We start from the raw sequence: 15,053 nt of genomic DNA, 5'->3' as shown, positions 1-15,053 counted from the left end.
CTAACATTGTACGAACCATGTACAAGCAAGGGAAGGGAGTGCTCATGTTCGACAACGCCGCCCTCGGAGAGGGGGGAGGAGCGTGGTTCGGGGGGGCGGCCAGCGACGCCGGTCGGGGCGATCGGGCGGGCGTCCCTTCGGACCGCGCACGAAGTCGGCTCATCCTCCGAGGCCAACTCGACGAGGTCGGGCTCGACGACCTGCTCGGCTCCCTGGGCTCTCGGGGGCGGACGTGTGTCGTGGAGGTGCGGTCCGTCAAGCGGTGGGGCGAAATCGTCCTGGAGCGAGGGCGTGTGCTGCGCGCCAGCGCCGATGGAGCGCCGCCGGACGCCGACGTCGAGGCGACGCTCGCCGCCATTCGAGGGTTTTCCCAGGCGGTGTTCCACGTGATCGCGCTCGACGAGCGTGGTTCGTCGTCGCCGCCGCCGCGCCCGGCGCCCTCCGAGACGCCGCCCGTGTCGCTGCGCCCGGTGATGCTGGAAGGCCATGCGACGGAGGTGGCGCTGGCCGCGGCCGTGATGAATGCGTGCTCGGTGTACACGCGCAAATGGCTGGGGCCAAAGCTCGCGTCGTCGATCATGCAAACGGCCTGGACCCGCACGGCCGCGTCGCATCCGGCGATGGAGGCGTTCCGGATCTCGGCGGACGGCCTGGTAACGGTGGCGGGCGTGGAGCGGGCGCGGTCGGCGATCCCGAAGGCGGTCGCCACGTGGGTTTTTTCCGTCTTCGAGGCCGCCTCGATGTTCCATGAGGCGCGTTTTCAGCGGTATTACGTCCCCGAGATGCTCGGGGGCCTGATGCGATTGCTCGACAAGGGGGGATGGGGTGAGGCGTTCCGAATTCGAGACGGAGGTGTTCGTTGAGCAGTGGCTTCTACCAGGCCGTGCAGGCCGCCATGGTGTCGGAGGACGGCACGCTCGACGCTGTTGAGCGTCTCGCCGGCATGTCGAAAGCGGAGGTCGACGATCTGCCCTACGGGTTCGTGGTCCTCGACGAGGTCGGCACGATCCTGCTGTACAACCGCTACGAATCTGCCCTTTCGCGCCTGCCGCCCGAGCGGGTCGTCGGGAAAAACTGGTTCAAGGAGGTCGCGCCTTGCACGCGGGTGGAGGCGTTTTACGGGCGTTTCCGGGCGCTCGTGCAGGACGAGGCGCGCCTTTCGGAGAGTTTTCGCTTTCGGTTCTCTTTCATGCACGGCGTGCAGGATGTGGCCGTGCAGTTCGTCAAGGCGCCGCCCGTGGTGACATTGCCGCTCGTGCAGGAAGGCGCGGAGGCGCGGATCTTCATGACCGTGGTGCGACGTCCAGGGGTCGAGGTGGGCGCGAGCCAGGCCGGCCACGATTTGCAGAAGAGCCTGGGGACGCTGGGCGGGCTCTTGCCGGTGCTGCTCGACGCGCTGCCGGCGTTGCTCGAGCGGCTCGGACCGCGCGGCGCGATCGAGCTCGGCGAGCACGTGGGGCGCGCGATGGCCCTGGTCGTCGCGTCCGAGGCCGACGCGCAAGCGCGCGAGGGAGGGCGTGTGGCGGTGCTCGCGCCGGGCGCGCTCGACGGGGTGCTCGCGCGGGCCGGGCTCGGTCGCGTGGCCATCGAGGGGGCGGTGTGGTCCGAGCAAAAGCGCGCGCGTTGCGAGCTGCGCCCGCCATTCGAGGGCCCGACGACGGAGACGGCGCTCTTTTATGGCGCCTTGCTCGCGGCCGCGATGGGCGCGTGCCTCGGCGAGCCCTGCCAGGCGAGCTTCGCGGAACACCTCGAACTGCACGTGATGCCGTGGATCGTCGACGTTTGTCCGGTCCCATCCGAGGATCGTCAGCGCGAGCTGGCGTCCAGCGCACGCGTGCACCTCACGGGAGCCTCGGAGTCGTCCAGCCGCGGGTGACACGCTGGACGCGCCGCCGCGTACACGCGATTCTGCCGCCTCGACTCGATACTTCCTCAGGAGGCTTCCATGAAACGATCCGGCACGCATCACCTTCGCAGCTTCGGCGTCCTCCTCGGTCTTGGCCTCACGCTCGCCGCCGTAGGGTGCAGCGAGAGCCTGGGCGATAGCTCCGTCGGGAGCGGCTCCAGCTCCAGCAGCACAGGCTCCGGCACCGGCGGCAATGGTGGCGCCGGCGGCATGGGCGGCACCGGCGGCATGGGCGGCGCTGGTGGGAGCGAAGCGAAGGGGCTCAGCTTCTTCGTCTCCAGCACCGGGAGCACGACAGCCAACCTGGGCGGGCTCGCCGGGGCGGACAAGAGGTGCCAGGACCTGGCCACCGCGGTCGGCGCCGGGGCGAAGACGTGGCGCGCTTATCTCAGCGTCGAGAATGGCCCGAACAACCAGCCCGTGCACGCCAAGGACAGGATTGGCGCCGGCCCCTGGTACAACGCGAAGGGCGCGCTCGTGGCGGCGAACCTGACCGAGCTGCACGAGAGGTACGGCGATCACACCGTGTTCCTCGACGAAAAGGGCGAGATGGTGCCGGGTCAGTGGGAGGGTTCCCCCCAGCCGAATCAGCACGATGTGCTCACCGGCACGGCGCGGGACGGCACGCTCGTCCCCGGGCAAACCTGCGCGGACTGGACCTCCGAAGACCCCGCCATGACCGCGCAGGTGGGTCATAGCGATGGGCTCGGTCCCAACATGAGTGATGCCGAGATGTACAGGCCGTGGAATTCGGTGCACGTCAACGGCAATTGCGGCGATACCGCCCCGAAGGGCGGCAATGGGCGCGTCTACTGCTTCGCTGCGGATTGAGCGGCCCCACCGGGGCGCTCCACCGGAATCAAACTTATGGGCTGCGTGTCATCCCACGCGAGGTCCATGTCGCCGCCGTTCGGCGGAGGCACGGATTCGAGCGTGGGATCGGCCTGCGCGGGCCGCGGCGCCGGAATGTCGGCGGAGGGGGCCGGAGGATGCGTTTGTCCTGAACCGGGGAAGGGGAAAAACGAGGGCACGGGAGACCTCCAGGGGAGCGAGGGGTTGTCCTCACCCTCGCTCCATCGACCGGAGGCCCCCGGCAGTTGCGTCATTTTTTCTGGCCGGCGTCCTTCGCCCGTTTGTCCACGTCGGCGAGCAGCGCGTTCAGCGCGTCCGCGTGCCGCTTCTGCGCGGCCGTGACGCGCTCCTCCATCTTCTTCTCCATCTCCCGGGCCTGGGTCAGCGAGCCGTCGATCTGCGCCTTGCTCTCCTGGGCACGCGTGATCCGCGCCTCGCTCGCCTTCTGGTCCGCCTCTTTGCCCTTGCCCTGCGAGGCGCGCTCCCGGGCGATGTAATCGTCGAGCGTCTTCTTCACCTGCTCGGCTTCTTCGATGAGCGCGCGCAGGCGCACCTTCTCCTCGACCATCGCGATGTGCACGAGGTAACTCGCGCGGCTGATCTGATCGGCTTGCTCTTCGAGCGTGGCCGCATCCTCCTTGCCGAGCTCGGTCCGGTGCCGGTCGATGATGGAGTGGGCCTCGTTCCGCTCGCGGAGCCGCTTTTCGAGCTGCTTGCCGACGGAATCGGTGAGCGATTTGCTGACGACCCCCGAGAGGTCGACCTCGCAGCCCTTTTGCTTGGCCGCATACGTGGCCGAGCCGCCGACCTTCTTGACGATTTCGTCCTGCTCGGCGAGGAAAAACGCCGCCGCGCCCTGGACCTCGCGGTTGCGCTCGACGTACGCGTGGCTCCGGCCCGCGTCGTTCGCGGTGCGGTGAATGTCGCCAACGACGCTCCAGTCGGGCGCCTTGAGGCCCTTCGGGTACTCGGAAAAACCCGAGGTGAGCGTCCGCGCATCGTCGTCGTCGCGGCCGAAGTCCTTGACGATCTGCTGCACGACGGTCGGATAGTCCTGCGCGTATCCGGGCTGCGTCGCCGAGGAGGCGATTTCAGGCTCGGGCTTCGGGGCAGAGCAAGCGACGGCGCTCGTGGCGAGCAAGAAGACGAGGGAAAACGCTCGAAGACCGTTCATGGGCGCAGTAAAGCCATCCGCGCCCCCAAAAATCAAGTCAGGAGCAGCGTTGTCCCATGGATCAGGTGGTCACCGCGGGCACCAGATCGCGCATGTAGAAACGATTGCAGCCGTGGTGTCCGGTGGATCCGAGCTGCCGATCGAGGCGGCGAAAGCCGAGGCGCTCGTAGAGGCGCATCGCGGAATCCATGCCCGTGAGCGTCTCCAGGTAGACGCGAGCGAAACCACGCTCCCGCGCGACCCCGAGGATGTGCTGGAGCAGGCGCTCGCCCATTCCCTTGCCGCGCGCCTCGCGCAAAAAGTACATCTTGCGCAGCTCCGCCGTATCCGCGTCGCCGCCTTCGAGCGGGCCGATCCCCGCGCCGCCCACGACCCGGCCATCCATTTCGACGACGAAATAGGCGGAGCGAGGCCCGGAATACGCCACGCTCATGGCCGAGACCTCGGGGTCGTGAATGGCAAACCCAGGCCCGTCCGCGCCAAACTCGGGCATCACGGCGCGGATGATCGCGGCGATCGCAGGATCGTCCTCGGGCCGGATGGGGCGAAAGGAGAAGGGGTCAGTCATGGGAGGGGAAGCGGGTTTGGCGGGTCAACCGATTTTCAGACCGGCGCGCCGAGGTCGCGGAGGAATCCCCGTACGACGGCCTTCGCGGCGTGGATGCGGTACTCTCGCGTCGAGCGGACGTCGTCGATGGGCGCGATGTCCGCGAGGACGGCGGCGTCGAGGGCGTCGGCGGTGAGCGCGGAGAGGGGCGTCGCGAGGACGAGGGCGCGCGTCTGGAGGAGGGTCGCGGTGACCGGGGCGACGGAGGCCATGCCGAGGCCAAGACGTACGACCCGATCCTCGGAGCGCACCGCGATGCCCGCGAGCGCGACCTTGGAGATAGCCTGCGCCCGCCGCGTGCCGACCTTGCGCCAGATCCAGGGTGATCCCTCGGGCGGGAGCGCGATCTCCACGGCGACGATGACCTCGTCCGGCGCGCGCGTGCTTTGCTTGTACCCCGTTTGCAGCGAGGAGAAGGGGATCCGGCGTTCGCCGCGGACGCTCTTCACGACGATCGACGCGTCGTAGGCCGCGAGCGCCGCGACGCCGTCGGCCGCGGGCGAGGCCGTCGCGAGGTTGCCGCCGAGCGTGCCGCGGGCCTGAATCTGGATCGCGCCGAGCTCGCGGGCCATGTGCGCGAGCATCGGGGCGCGCTCGATGACCACGGGGTGGCGGCGGATTTCGAGGTACGTCGTGGCCGCGCCGATGCGCAGGAGGCCCCGCGTGGCCGTGATGCCGCGGAGCTCCGAAAGGCGGGAGACGTCGACGACGAGGGGCAGCGGATCGGCGTCGCGGCGCGGGGGCTTGAGCTCCTGTTCGACGACCCAGTCGGTCCCGCCCGCGAGCAGGACCGTGGCCTCGCCGCGCGTGTGCCGCTCCGAGACGAGGCCACAGAGCGCGTCGAGCGAGCCGGCGCGCCGCATGTCGTGCTGGGGAAGGTCCGCGAGGCTCACGACGCCCCTCCCGCTTCCCGACGCTCGCGCGCGGCCTCGCGGATGCTGTCGACGATGCGCTGGTAGCCCGTACAGCGGCAGAGGTTGCCCGCGATGGCCTCGCGGATCTCCTCGTCGTTCGGGTCGGCCCTGCGCGCGAGGAGCGCCTCGGCCGAGATGAGCATGCCGGGGGTGCAGATGCCGCACTGCGCGCCGCCGTGATCGACGAAGCAACGCGCGAGCGGGGCGAGGTGCGTCGCGTCCGAGAGGCCCTCGACGGTGGTGACGGCGCGGCCTTCGCACTGGCCGATCGAGACGAGGCATGCGTTCACGGGCTCGCCGTCGAGCAGGACCGTGCACGAGCCACACTCGCCCTCGCCGCAGCCCTCCTTGGTCCCCGGAAGGCCGAGCGGGCCGCGGAGCGCGTCGAGCAGCCGCACGAGCGGCGGCAGGTCGACCTCGCGCGAAAGGCCGTTGAGGGTGAGCGTGATCTTCAAGGTCATTCCTCCACCTTGCGCTGGATGAACTCGATCTTGTAGCCGTCCGGATCCTCGACGAACGCGATCACGGTGGTGCCGTGCTTCATCGGCCCCGCCTCGCGCGTGACCTTGCCGCCGCGCTTCTTGGCCTCTTCGCAGGCCTTGTACGCGTCGTCGACCTGGATCGCGATGTGGCCGTAGCCCGTGCCGATCTCGTAGCTCTTCGTGTCCCAGTTGTGCGTGAGCTCGAGGACCGCGGTCTCCGATTCGTCGCCGTAGCCGATGAACGCGAGCGTGAACCGGCCCTCCGGATAGTCGCGCCGGCGGATGAGCTTCATGCCGAGGACGTCCGTGTAAAACGCGAGCGATCGGTCGAGGTCGCCGACGCGGAGCATGGTGTGGAGGATTCGCATGGTCGTAATGTCTCCGTCGGTTCGCGGGGCCAGACGCCTCAGCCCTTGCGGCTGTTCTGAAGCTCGAGGAGGCGCTCCGGCAAGAGGGGAAGATCCCGCGCGAAAATTCCCGTCGCGTGCGCGACGGCCGCGGCGATCGCAGGTGCGCCGCCGTCCATGGGCAGCTCGCCGACGCCCTTGGCGCCGCCGCCGGGGCCGTACGCGTACGGAGCTTCGACGAGGTCGACGTGCATGGGAGGCGCGTCGAGCGCGGTCGGGATGATGTAGTTCGTCATGCGCGGGTTCTGGATGAGGCCGTTCTTCCAGACGACGTCCTCCCAGAGCGCCCAGCCGATCGCCTGGAGGCTGCCGCCCTCGATCTGGCCTTTGCACATGACGGGGTGGATCGCCTTGCCGACGTCCGTCGCGGACCAGAAGCCCGTGACCGTGACCTCGAGCGTGTCGAGGTCGACCTCGACCTCGGCCACGTCACACGCATAGCCGTACACGGGGTACGCGTCGCCCTTGTACGTGACGTCGTCCCAGGTGACCCAGCCGGGATGCTCGTACTGTACGAGCGCCGTGACCTCGCGTTCCTTGGTGAGCAAACGATCGGCGGCCGTGACGAAGTCGCCGCCGCCCGACGCCTGCTCGGCGTGGACACGCGCGGCGACCTCGCGCGCGGCGCGCTCGACGATGCCGCCGACGACCATGACGGTGCGCGACGCGACCGTGGGGCCGGAGTCGGGAACGTACGAGGTCGAAGGGACGGCGAAGTCGACGTCTTCGAGGCGAACGCCCGCGGCGTCGGCGACGATCTGGCGGAAGACGGTCTCGGTGCCCTGGCCGATGTCGGTCGAGGCGGTGCGGATGCGCAGGCGCCCGCCGGGCAGGAGATCCACGGCGACGCGGCCCTTGAGGTACTTCTCGCCCGAGCCGGTGAAGCCCGCGCCGTGCATGAAGACGCTCGCGCCGATGCCGCGCGCGACGCGGCCGCGGACGGCCGGAGGGCGCTTCCGTTTGTCGTGGTACCCGCTCGCCGCGAGGGCTTTTTCCACGCACTCGGCGACGCCGACGGAGCCACGCAGGGTCTGGCCCGTCGCCGTGGTGTCGCCCTCGCGCAACATGTTCTGCGCTTTGAGGTCCATCGGGTCGCGGCCGAGCTCCTCGGCGACGCGGTCGAGGTGTCGTTCGATCGCCCAGATGGTCTGGGGCGCGCCGAAGCCGCGGAAGGCGCCGTTCGGCGGGGTGTTCGTGGCGACGGCGATGGCGTCGATGCGCACGTCGTCCCAGCGGTAGACGCCGGCGGCGTGGAGGGCGCCGCGCGAGAGGACGACGGGCGTGAGCGTCATGTAGGCGCCGCCGTCCATGAGGATGCGGATGGAGAGCGCGCGGAGCGTGCCATCACGATCGCAGCCGGAGACGATCTCGCAGATGGCCGGGTGACGCTTGGTGGTCGCCTCGATGTCCTCCTTGCGGTCGTAGATCATGCGCACGGGCTTGCCGCTCTTCTGCGCGAGCAGCGCGGCGTGGAGGGCGATCACCGAGGGATACTCCTCCTTGCCCCCGAACCCGCCGCCCGTGACGGCCTGCGTGACGTGCACGTGATCGGCCGCGAGCTTGAAGCCGTGGACGAGTGCTTTGTGCACGTAATAAGGGCACTGGAGGGAGCCGGTGATGTGGACGCCCTTCTCGTCCCAGTGGGCGATCACGCCCTGCGGCTCGATGTAGAGCTGCTCCTGGTGGTGCGTGGTGTAGCGGCCGCGGACGACGACCTCGCAGCCCGCGATCGCAGCGTCGATCGCAGCGGTGCTGGCGGACGCGTCGGGGAGGTTGGCGCGGCCCTTGGTGATGGAGAAGCGCTTGTGGACGTTGTCCTCGCCCCAGATGACGTCGGCCTTGGCGAGCGACTGCTCGGGGTCGAGGATGGGCGTGAGCGGTTCGAGGTCGAGCTTCACGGCGCGCACGGCCTGCGCGAGCTTGCGTTTGTCCGCGCACGCGAGGAGGACGACGGGCTCGTAGGCGTGGCGGATCTGATCGGCCGCGAGGATCGGCTGTTCGGCCGAGATGCACTGGACCTCGTTCACCGCGAGATCCGAGGCGCGCACGACGGTGACGTCGCTCCAGTCGAACGCGGGATCGAGGGTGATGCCGCGGAGGCGAGCGCGCGGGACGGGGCTGCGGACGGTGGCGCCGAAGAGCTCACCGGGCTCGCGGGGGAGGTCGTCGACGTACGCGGCGCGCCCCGTCACCTTGGACGCGCCATCGGTGCGCGGCACGTTGGTCCCGATGAAGGGAGGGCGGGCAGACGAAGCGTTTTGCGCGGCGGTCGTCATCGCGGGCGACACGATACCGCGGATCGCCTCGATGGAGAACGCTTCTATTCGGCGCCTTTGATGCTGTCGGCGAGCTCGACCAGGCGGCGCGGATGGTAGAGGTCACGCAGCGCGCTCGGAGGGCGGTCCGCGAGCGCACCGAGGACACGCTCGCGCCACGCCGCCGGGATCGCATCCTCGCCGAAGCGCGCGCCGAGGAGCGCGCCCGTGATCGCGCCGTTCGTGTCGGCGTCGCCGCCGCGGTTGACGACGTCGATCAGCGCGGCCTCGTAGGACGGAGCGTGCAGGAGCTCCCAGAGCACGAGCCGGAATGCCACGCGGACGAACCCTTGCTGGCGATGCAGGTGAATCTCGGGGCCGTAGAGCTCGGGATCGTCCCGAACGGCGAGCTCGAGATCCCAGCGCAGCTCGGCGCGCGCAGCCTCGACGTCACGGCCGTCGCTGGGGACGATGTCGATGAGCGTCGCGGCGGCCGCTTCGACCTCGGCGCGGACCACCTCGAACAGGTCCGTCGCGGAGGTTTGTCCCGCGCCGGCCGCGGCGATCGCGGCGCAGAGCGCGGCGCACGTGATGCGGCAACGCGGGTCGTAGTGGGTGATCGCGCTGTCGGCGAGCGCAGCCATGCGGCGCGCCTCGGGGGCGCTTGCGAGCGCGACGCCGATCGGCGCGATCCGCATGAGCGAGCCGTTGCCCGCGGTCTTGCGCTCGGAGTGGATCCAGGCGCGGCGCGAGGCTTCGCCGAGGGAGACGCCGCGGGCGATCATGGAGAGCGAGGCGTGCGTGAGGTTGCCGATGTCGAAGGCGTGCTCCACCCACGCGACGTAACGCGCCGCCACGTCGGCCGCGTGATACCGGCCGTGTTCCTTCAGGCTGAGCGCGAGGCACGTGGCCATCTGCGTGTCGTCGGTGACCTGCCCAGGGGCGACGCGGAACGGTCCGCCGCCCGTGACGTCGGTGTGCGGGCCCTTGGCGAGCTCGGGAAACGAGGGCGCCTCGCGTTTCGTGAACTCGAGCGTGGTGCCGAGCGCATCGCCCACCGCGAGCCCGAGCAAGGTGCCGCGCGCCCACGCGCGCCGGGATCCAGATGCAAGCGGTGTCTCGTCCACGAGGAGCTCCTCTCCGGTCTAGGGGCCGTCGCCGAGGAACGTGGGCGGCGCGCGTAGGTACCGCATCGCCTCGGCGGGCGTGTTGATGTCCACGAGCACGTCGGCATCGTCGACGTCGACGTCACGAAGGTCGCCGCCGAGCGCGTGGACGTGATCCCGCAGCGGAGGCGGGTTCGGCTGGCGATACCGATCGAGCGCGTGGCCTTGCAGCGCGACAGGGTGCCCCGCGCGGCCGCCATGCCGCGGGCGCGTCGCGAGTGGAGGCGCGCCATCCGCGCCGAGGGCCCCGAGCAAGGCCGCGGTCGTCGTCGCGCGCGCGGGCAACGTGTCGACGGGGCAGACGAGCACGCGGTCGTTCGCGGCGATGCGCTGGACGGCCGTGGCGATGGAGCCCGCGGGGCCGAGCTCGTCGTCCGCGTCGGAGACGAGCAGGTCGAGGCCGGGACGGACGAACGGGATGAGCGCCTGCACGATGGGCTTGCGCGCGACGACGACGACCCGCGACGACTCGGCCGAGAGGCGGGCCTCGGCGTGCGCGATCGCGAGCGGCCGCGGTTTCTGCCCAGGCAGCCCGGGCCAGAGGAGCAGCGCCTTCGGTCCGCCGAGGCGCATGCCTTTTCCGGCCGCGAGCACGATCGACACGGTGTTCGTCATGCGTCTTCTTCCTTTTCCTTCTCGGCCTCGCCGTGCCCATGGCCCCGCGCGCCGCGGCGCGCGCCGGAGAGGCCCGCGCGCCACGACACGAGCTCGGCCGCGATCGCGACGCCGATCTCCGCCGGGAGACGCGCGCCCACGTCCACGCCGAGCGGCATACGGACGCGCGCGATGTCCGCCGCCGCGACGCCCTTGGTTTCGAGCCGCGCGCGCGTCCGAGCCGCCTTCGCGCGGCTGCCGACGCCGCCGACGAACCCGAAGCCGGCGCCGAGGGCCCACTCGATCGCCGCCTGATCGAGCTGATGATCGTGCGTCATGACGAGCGCGGCGGAGCGGTTGAGGTCCGCAGGGAGGGAGGCGCGGACCTCGGGGTCGTCGTGATCGGCCTGGAAGAGGCGCAAGCGAGGCGCGCCTGCGCCGTCGGGGCCGGCGGCCGGTCGCGGCAAACGTGCAGGATCGGCCGCGATCTCGCGCGCATCGCAGAGCGTCACGCCGAACCCGAGCGAGGCGAGCAGCGGCGCGAGGTAGACCCCGACGTGCCCGGCGCCGACGACGAGCACCGAGAGGTCGGGGGAGAGGGGCTCGATCAGGATCTCGGCGGAGCCGCCGCAGCACATGCCGAGCGAGGGCCCGAGGCGGAAGGTGTCGACGCGCGGAGCAGGCGCGGCCGCGTCGAGCGACGTGGCCATCGCAGCGAGGACCGCGCGCTCGACAGCGCCGCCTCCAACGGTCCCGATCGCCGCGCCGGTTTGGAAGAGCACGAGCTTTTGTCCGGGCGTACAAGGCGCGGAGCCTTGCCGGGCGATCACCGTGGCGACGACGACACGTTCGCCTCGCTCGAGCGCATCGAGCGAGGCCCGCAGCACCTCGGGGGGAGGCGCGGTGCGAGGGATGACCGTGGATACGTCGAGCACCGGATGCGCCGAGTGTAGCGGCGGAACCGGGGGCGGGAAAGGCATCCCGCGCCCGAAGCAGTGGCGAAAGAGCCCGCGCGCCGTATCCTCGCGCCGTGGACGAACGGCGAGTCGAGGTGGCGCGCGGCGCGCGCAGGGCGAGCGAGGCCAGGACATGACGGCGCGCAGAGCCCCGGATTTCCGTCTGGAAGAGGCGGTCTGCGACCCCGGCTTCTCGCCGCGCAGGAGCGACGCGGCCGCGCTGGTCGAGCTCGTCGCGGAGGAGGGCGAGCGCACGGACGACGCGGAACGATCGCTCCTGCGCCTCGGTGCAGAGGCCGCGCGTGTCGCGATGGAGCGCGCGCGCACGGCCGAGACGAAACCACGCGCGCGGCTCGTCGCGTTCGTCGGGAAGGTCGCAGTCGAGCATGCCGAGCCCGAGCTGTCAGCGTTCCTGATCGGCGCGCTCGGTGATGCGGATCCGCGGGCGCGCCGCTTCGCCGCGAACGCGCTCGGCAAGCTCCGTGGCCCCGAGGTGGCGAACGCGCTCGCGGCCGCGCTCGCTGCGGAGAACGACGCTCCCGCGCGGCGCGCGATGGCCGCGGCGCTCGGCAAGACGGGCGGCGACGAAGCCGCCCGCGCGCTCCGGCAGATCGACACGAGCGGCGACGAGCTCCTCGCGCGCGCGACGGCAAAGGCCTCGCTCATGGCGCAACGAACCGCGGGCCGCGAGGTCCCCTCGACCTTCGAGGTCCACAAGTCCGCGCCCTCGCCCGTGCCCGTCGCGCTCCACTGCCGCGCGGGCCTCGCGCCGATCCTGCGCGACGAGATCGACGTCCGGCTCGCGCCTCGCCTCGCGCCGGACGGCCGCGAAGACCGCGTGCTCGCCACGCTCGTCGGCCCTCCCGAGCGCCTCTTCGATGCGCGGACCATGCTCTTCTTCGGCTTCCCGCTCCCGCCCGTGCCGCTCGATCCCTCGGGCGACGTCGCCGAGGCCGTCGCGCGCTCGCTCACGTCGCCCGAGGCCCTCCGTTTGCTCGAGCATTTCACCTCCGGCCCCATCCGCTTCCGGATCGCCTGGGCCGGCGGCGGCAAGCGCCGTGCGAGCATCTGGCGCGCGGCCGAGGCGATCGCCGCGGCGAACCCGAAGCTCGTCAACGACCCGACCGAGAGCACGTGGGAGGCGCTCGTGCACGAGCTGCCGGATCGTCCGGCGATCGAGGTCGAGCTCTGCCCGCGCGTCGAGGATCCTCGTTTCACGTACCGCGAGCGTGACGTGCCCGCGGCCTCGCACCCGACGATCGCCGCCGCGCTCGTGCGGATCGCGGGCGTCCACGCAGACGACGTCGTGTGGGATCCCTTCGTCGGTTCGGGCACCGAGCTTTGCGAGCGCGTACTCGCCGGCCCGTACGCGCGCCTGCTCGGCACGGACATGGCCGCCGCCGCGCTCGAAGCGGCCCGCCAGAACCTCGCGGCGGTGGGCATCGAGGACGCCGTGCTCGTGCGGGGCGACGCGCTCTCGTTCGTGCCGCGCGGCGCGCCGCCGACGGTCGTCCTGACGAACCCGCCGATGGGACGGCGCGTGCTGCGCGGGATCGACCTGCACGAGTTTTTCGATCGGTTCCTCGCGCACGTCGCGGAGGTCCTCGTCCCGGGCGGCCGCATCGCGTGGATCTCGCCGCTGCCCGCGCAGAGCGCGCGCGCCGCGCGGGAACTCGGGCTCGAACGTGCGTTCGTGCAGCGCCTCGACATGGGCGGCTTCGACGCGGAGCTTCAGCTCCTGATCAACACGCGACGGAGAAACGAACGCGATTTCGACCGTGGCCCGAGGGCGCCGCGCGAGCCGGAGCGCCGGGGAAGGCCCCGCGCTCCGGGCCGGCGCTGATCACTTCTTCAGGAACGCGAAGTAAACGCCGACGCCCGCGAGGAGCAGCACGAGCGCGAAGAGCATGCCGAGGAGCAAGCCCTTTGCGGCGCTCGGCGGCGCGGGCTGCGCCGGCTGCATCGCGATCGGCGGGGGCGGCGTGACGCGCGGCGAAGGCGCGCTTTCTCGTGCGATGGCGAGGGGCGAAGGCGCGCTTTCTCGCACGATGGCGAGGGGCGAAGGCGCGCTCTCCCGCGCGATGGCGAGGGGCGAAGGCGCGCTTTCTCGCGCAATGGCGAGGGGCGAAGGCGCGCTCTCCCGCGCGATGGCGAACGGCGCTTGCGCGGGCGGAGGCATCGCGGCGGCGCGCATCGCTTGCTCCGGCGAGAGCGGCGGCCGCTCGTCCGCGACGCTCCCGAAAAGATCCGGAAGCGCGTGCGGCTGCGGCGCGAGATCCGCGAGGTTCGCCGGCAGCGACGTCGACGAGCTCTCCTCCGGCAGCACCATCGTCGGCTCGGGCGCGCGCACCTCGGGCGCCGGCATGGGCACCGGCATGGGCGCGGACTCCCGTGGGGGCGGCGGCTCCGGCATGTCGCGCATCACCGTCGCCTCGTCGTCGATGGCGTGGTGCGCGGGTGGCGTGGGTTCGTCGCGGAAACCCGAACCCGCGGCGGCCGCTGCGACCTCGGCCGAGATCGGGTTCACGGGCGTCGCGCGATCGGCCTCCCCGCCGCCGTCGTTCGTCGTCTGCATGAGCAGCTCGAGCGGCGCCTCGCGCATCACCGTGGCGTCGTCATCGTCGCCGTCGTCGAAGACCGCCTCGCGGGAGATGCCGCTCACCGGCGGCGCGAGCGGGGTCTTGGGGGCCGCGGCGGGGGCGGGCTGCGCGGGGCGCGCGCCGACGGCGGGGCGCACGGCTGCGCGCGCGGCGGGGCCTCCGGCCGCGCGGCCCATCATGCCGAACGCGGGGCCTGGCTGCGGTACGACCGGACGCACGCCGGCCGACGCGGGTCCCCTCGTGGAGGCCGGCGCGGCGGGCGCGACGGGCGCGAGGTTCGCCCCGGCGGGCGCCGGCTTTCGCCCCGGCACCATCGGCACCTTCATGAGCGACGTCTTCGCGTTCTCGTCGTCGTCTTCCAGCAGATCGTGCGCCTTCGGCAGCGGCGCGCCGGGCACCGTCGCGGCCGCGAGCGCGGTGACCGCCGGCATGTTGGGCACCGTCTGCGCCGACGCGCGCGGAGCCGACGCCGGGCCCGCCTCGCGTTTCGCCATCGCCGCGCGCGCCACCGCCTGCATCGCGGGCATCTGCCGCATGACCGTGCGCGCGTCGTCCTCGTCGTCGTCCTCCGGCTGATCGTCGGCGAGCGCCGGCAGATCCTTCACCGTCGCATCCGGGTGCCACGACTCGAGCGCTTGCCGGAGCGCGGTGATCGTCGAGGCGCGGCGGCTCGCATCGCGCTCGAACGCGGCATCGAGGATGTGCTGCAGATCATCGTCGCCGACGTCGAACGACGAGAGCGGCGCGGGGGACGTCGACACGATCTTCTGCCGGATGCCGTCCTCGTCGCTCGCGTGGAAGGGGCTCGCGCCCGTCAGAAGCGTGTAGAGCGTCGCGGCGGCGGCCCATGTGTCGTCGGCGAGCGCCTTGGTTCCTTTGAGGACCCGCTCCGGCGAGTGGAAGTCGGTTCGGCTCGGCGCGGAGGGGCCTGCGATGAGCATCCCGAGCGAGGTGCGCGGCACGGCTGCTGTCTTGACGGCCGCGGGCGACACGCCGCCGTGCGCCTGCCCGCGCGAGTGCAGCGCCTCGAGCTTCTTCGTGAGCCGGATGGTCCAGCCGACGGCGTCGAGCTCGTTCAACGGGCCGTCACGTGCAATCCGATCCGCAAGCGTTTCCACCGAAGTCCTCAGCCTAGGTGCC

At 71.3% G+C, this 15,053-nt stretch carries 14 protein-coding genes; 4 read left to right on the top strand and 10 right to left on the bottom strand.

Going from position 1 to position 15,053, the window contains the following annotated elements:
• Positions 1-17: 17 nt before the first annotated feature.
• The 3 genes from POL67_RS39270 (at position 18) to POL67_RS39260 (ending at position 2,737) form a co-directional block, all read left to right on the top strand.
• Positions 18-863, top strand: a complete 846-nt coding sequence (locus POL67_RS39270; RefSeq protein WP_271925898.1) for a DUF4388 domain-containing protein — start codon at positions 18-20, stop codon at positions 861-863.
• Positions 860-1,876, top strand: coding sequence for a PAS domain-containing protein (locus POL67_RS39265; protein ID WP_271925897.1), 1,017 nt, complete (start codon positions 860-862; stop codon positions 1,874-1,876). The genes POL67_RS39270 and POL67_RS39265 overlap by 4 nt, the downstream gene beginning before the upstream one ends.
• 69 nt (positions 1,877-1,945) lie before the next feature.
• On the top strand, positions 1,946-2,737 hold the full coding sequence (locus tag POL67_RS39260) for a DUF1554 domain-containing protein (RefSeq protein WP_271925896.1): 792 nt from the start codon (positions 1,946-1,948) through the stop codon (positions 2,735-2,737).
• A 271-nt stretch (positions 2,738-3,008) separates the two neighbouring features.
• Here the strand turns inward: POL67_RS39260 and POL67_RS39255 are convergent, their stop codons facing one another.
• The 9 genes from POL67_RS39255 to POL67_RS39215 form a co-directional block, all read right to left on the bottom strand.
• The gene (locus POL67_RS39255; RefSeq protein WP_271925895.1) at positions 3,009-3,932 is read right to left on the bottom strand and encodes a hypothetical protein; all 924 of its coding nucleotides are present in this window, start codon (positions 3,930-3,932) and stop codon (positions 3,009-3,011) included.
• Between the two features lie 61 nt (positions 3,933-3,993).
• Complete coding sequence (locus tag POL67_RS39250; RefSeq protein WP_271925894.1) at positions 3,994-4,500, bottom strand: GNAT family N-acetyltransferase; 507 nt, start codon at positions 4,498-4,500, stop codon at positions 3,994-3,996.
• A gap of 35 nt (positions 4,501-4,535) precedes the next feature.
• Complete coding sequence (locus tag POL67_RS39245; RefSeq protein ID WP_271925893.1) at positions 4,536-5,432, bottom strand: FAD binding domain-containing protein; 897 nt, start codon at positions 5,430-5,432, stop codon at positions 4,536-4,538.
• Complete coding sequence (locus POL67_RS39240) at positions 5,429-5,908, bottom strand: (2Fe-2S)-binding protein (RefSeq protein WP_271925892.1); 480 nt, start codon at positions 5,906-5,908, stop codon at positions 5,429-5,431. Before POL67_RS39240 ends, POL67_RS39245 begins: the two co-directional genes overlap by 4 nt.
• A 2-nt stretch (positions 5,909-5,910) precedes the next feature.
• A complete protein-coding gene (gene gloA / locus POL67_RS39235; RefSeq protein WP_271925890.1) occupies positions 5,911-6,303 on the bottom strand; it encodes a lactoylglutathione lyase in 393 nt (130 codons plus the stop codon).
• 38 nt (positions 6,304-6,341) lie between these two features.
• Entirely contained in the window at positions 6,342-8,561 is a 2,220-nt protein-coding gene (locus POL67_RS39230; RefSeq protein WP_271925889.1) for a xanthine dehydrogenase family protein molybdopterin-binding subunit, read from the bottom strand.
• Positions 8,562-8,662: 101 nt separating this feature from the next.
• Complete coding sequence (locus tag POL67_RS39225; RefSeq protein ID WP_271925887.1) at positions 8,663-9,724, bottom strand: ADP-ribosylglycohydrolase family protein; 1,062 nt, start codon at positions 9,722-9,724, stop codon at positions 8,663-8,665.
• Positions 9,725-9,742: 18 nt separating this feature from the next.
• Positions 9,743-10,378, bottom strand: a complete 636-nt coding sequence (locus POL67_RS39220) for a nucleotidyltransferase family protein (RefSeq protein ID WP_271925885.1) — start codon at positions 10,376-10,378, stop codon at positions 9,743-9,745.
• The gene (locus tag POL67_RS39215; RefSeq protein ID WP_271925883.1) at positions 10,375-11,292 is read right to left on the bottom strand and encodes an XdhC family protein; all 918 of its coding nucleotides are present in this window, start codon (positions 11,290-11,292) and stop codon (positions 10,375-10,377) included. Before POL67_RS39215 ends, POL67_RS39220 begins: the two co-directional genes overlap by 4 nt.
• Before the next feature lie 154 nt (positions 11,293-11,446).
• Between POL67_RS39215 and POL67_RS39210 the strand changes: the two genes are divergently transcribed.
• Complete coding sequence (locus tag POL67_RS39210; protein ID WP_271925882.1) at positions 11,447-13,156, top strand: TRM11 family SAM-dependent methyltransferase; 1,710 nt, start codon at positions 11,447-11,449, stop codon at positions 13,154-13,156.
• Here POL67_RS39210 and POL67_RS39205 read toward each other — a convergent pair whose 3' ends face one another.
• A complete protein-coding gene (locus POL67_RS39205) occupies positions 13,157-15,031 on the bottom strand; it encodes a serine/threonine-protein kinase (protein ID WP_271925881.1) in 1,875 nt (624 codons plus the stop codon).
• Positions 15,032-15,053: the final 22 nt, after the last annotated feature.

The organism is Polyangium mundeleinium, assembly GCF_028369105.1.
GTDB lineage: Bacteria > Myxococcota_A > Polyangia > Polyangiales > Polyangiaceae > Polyangium > Polyangium mundeleinium.
This window is presented reverse-complemented; position numbering and strand designations above follow the sequence as displayed.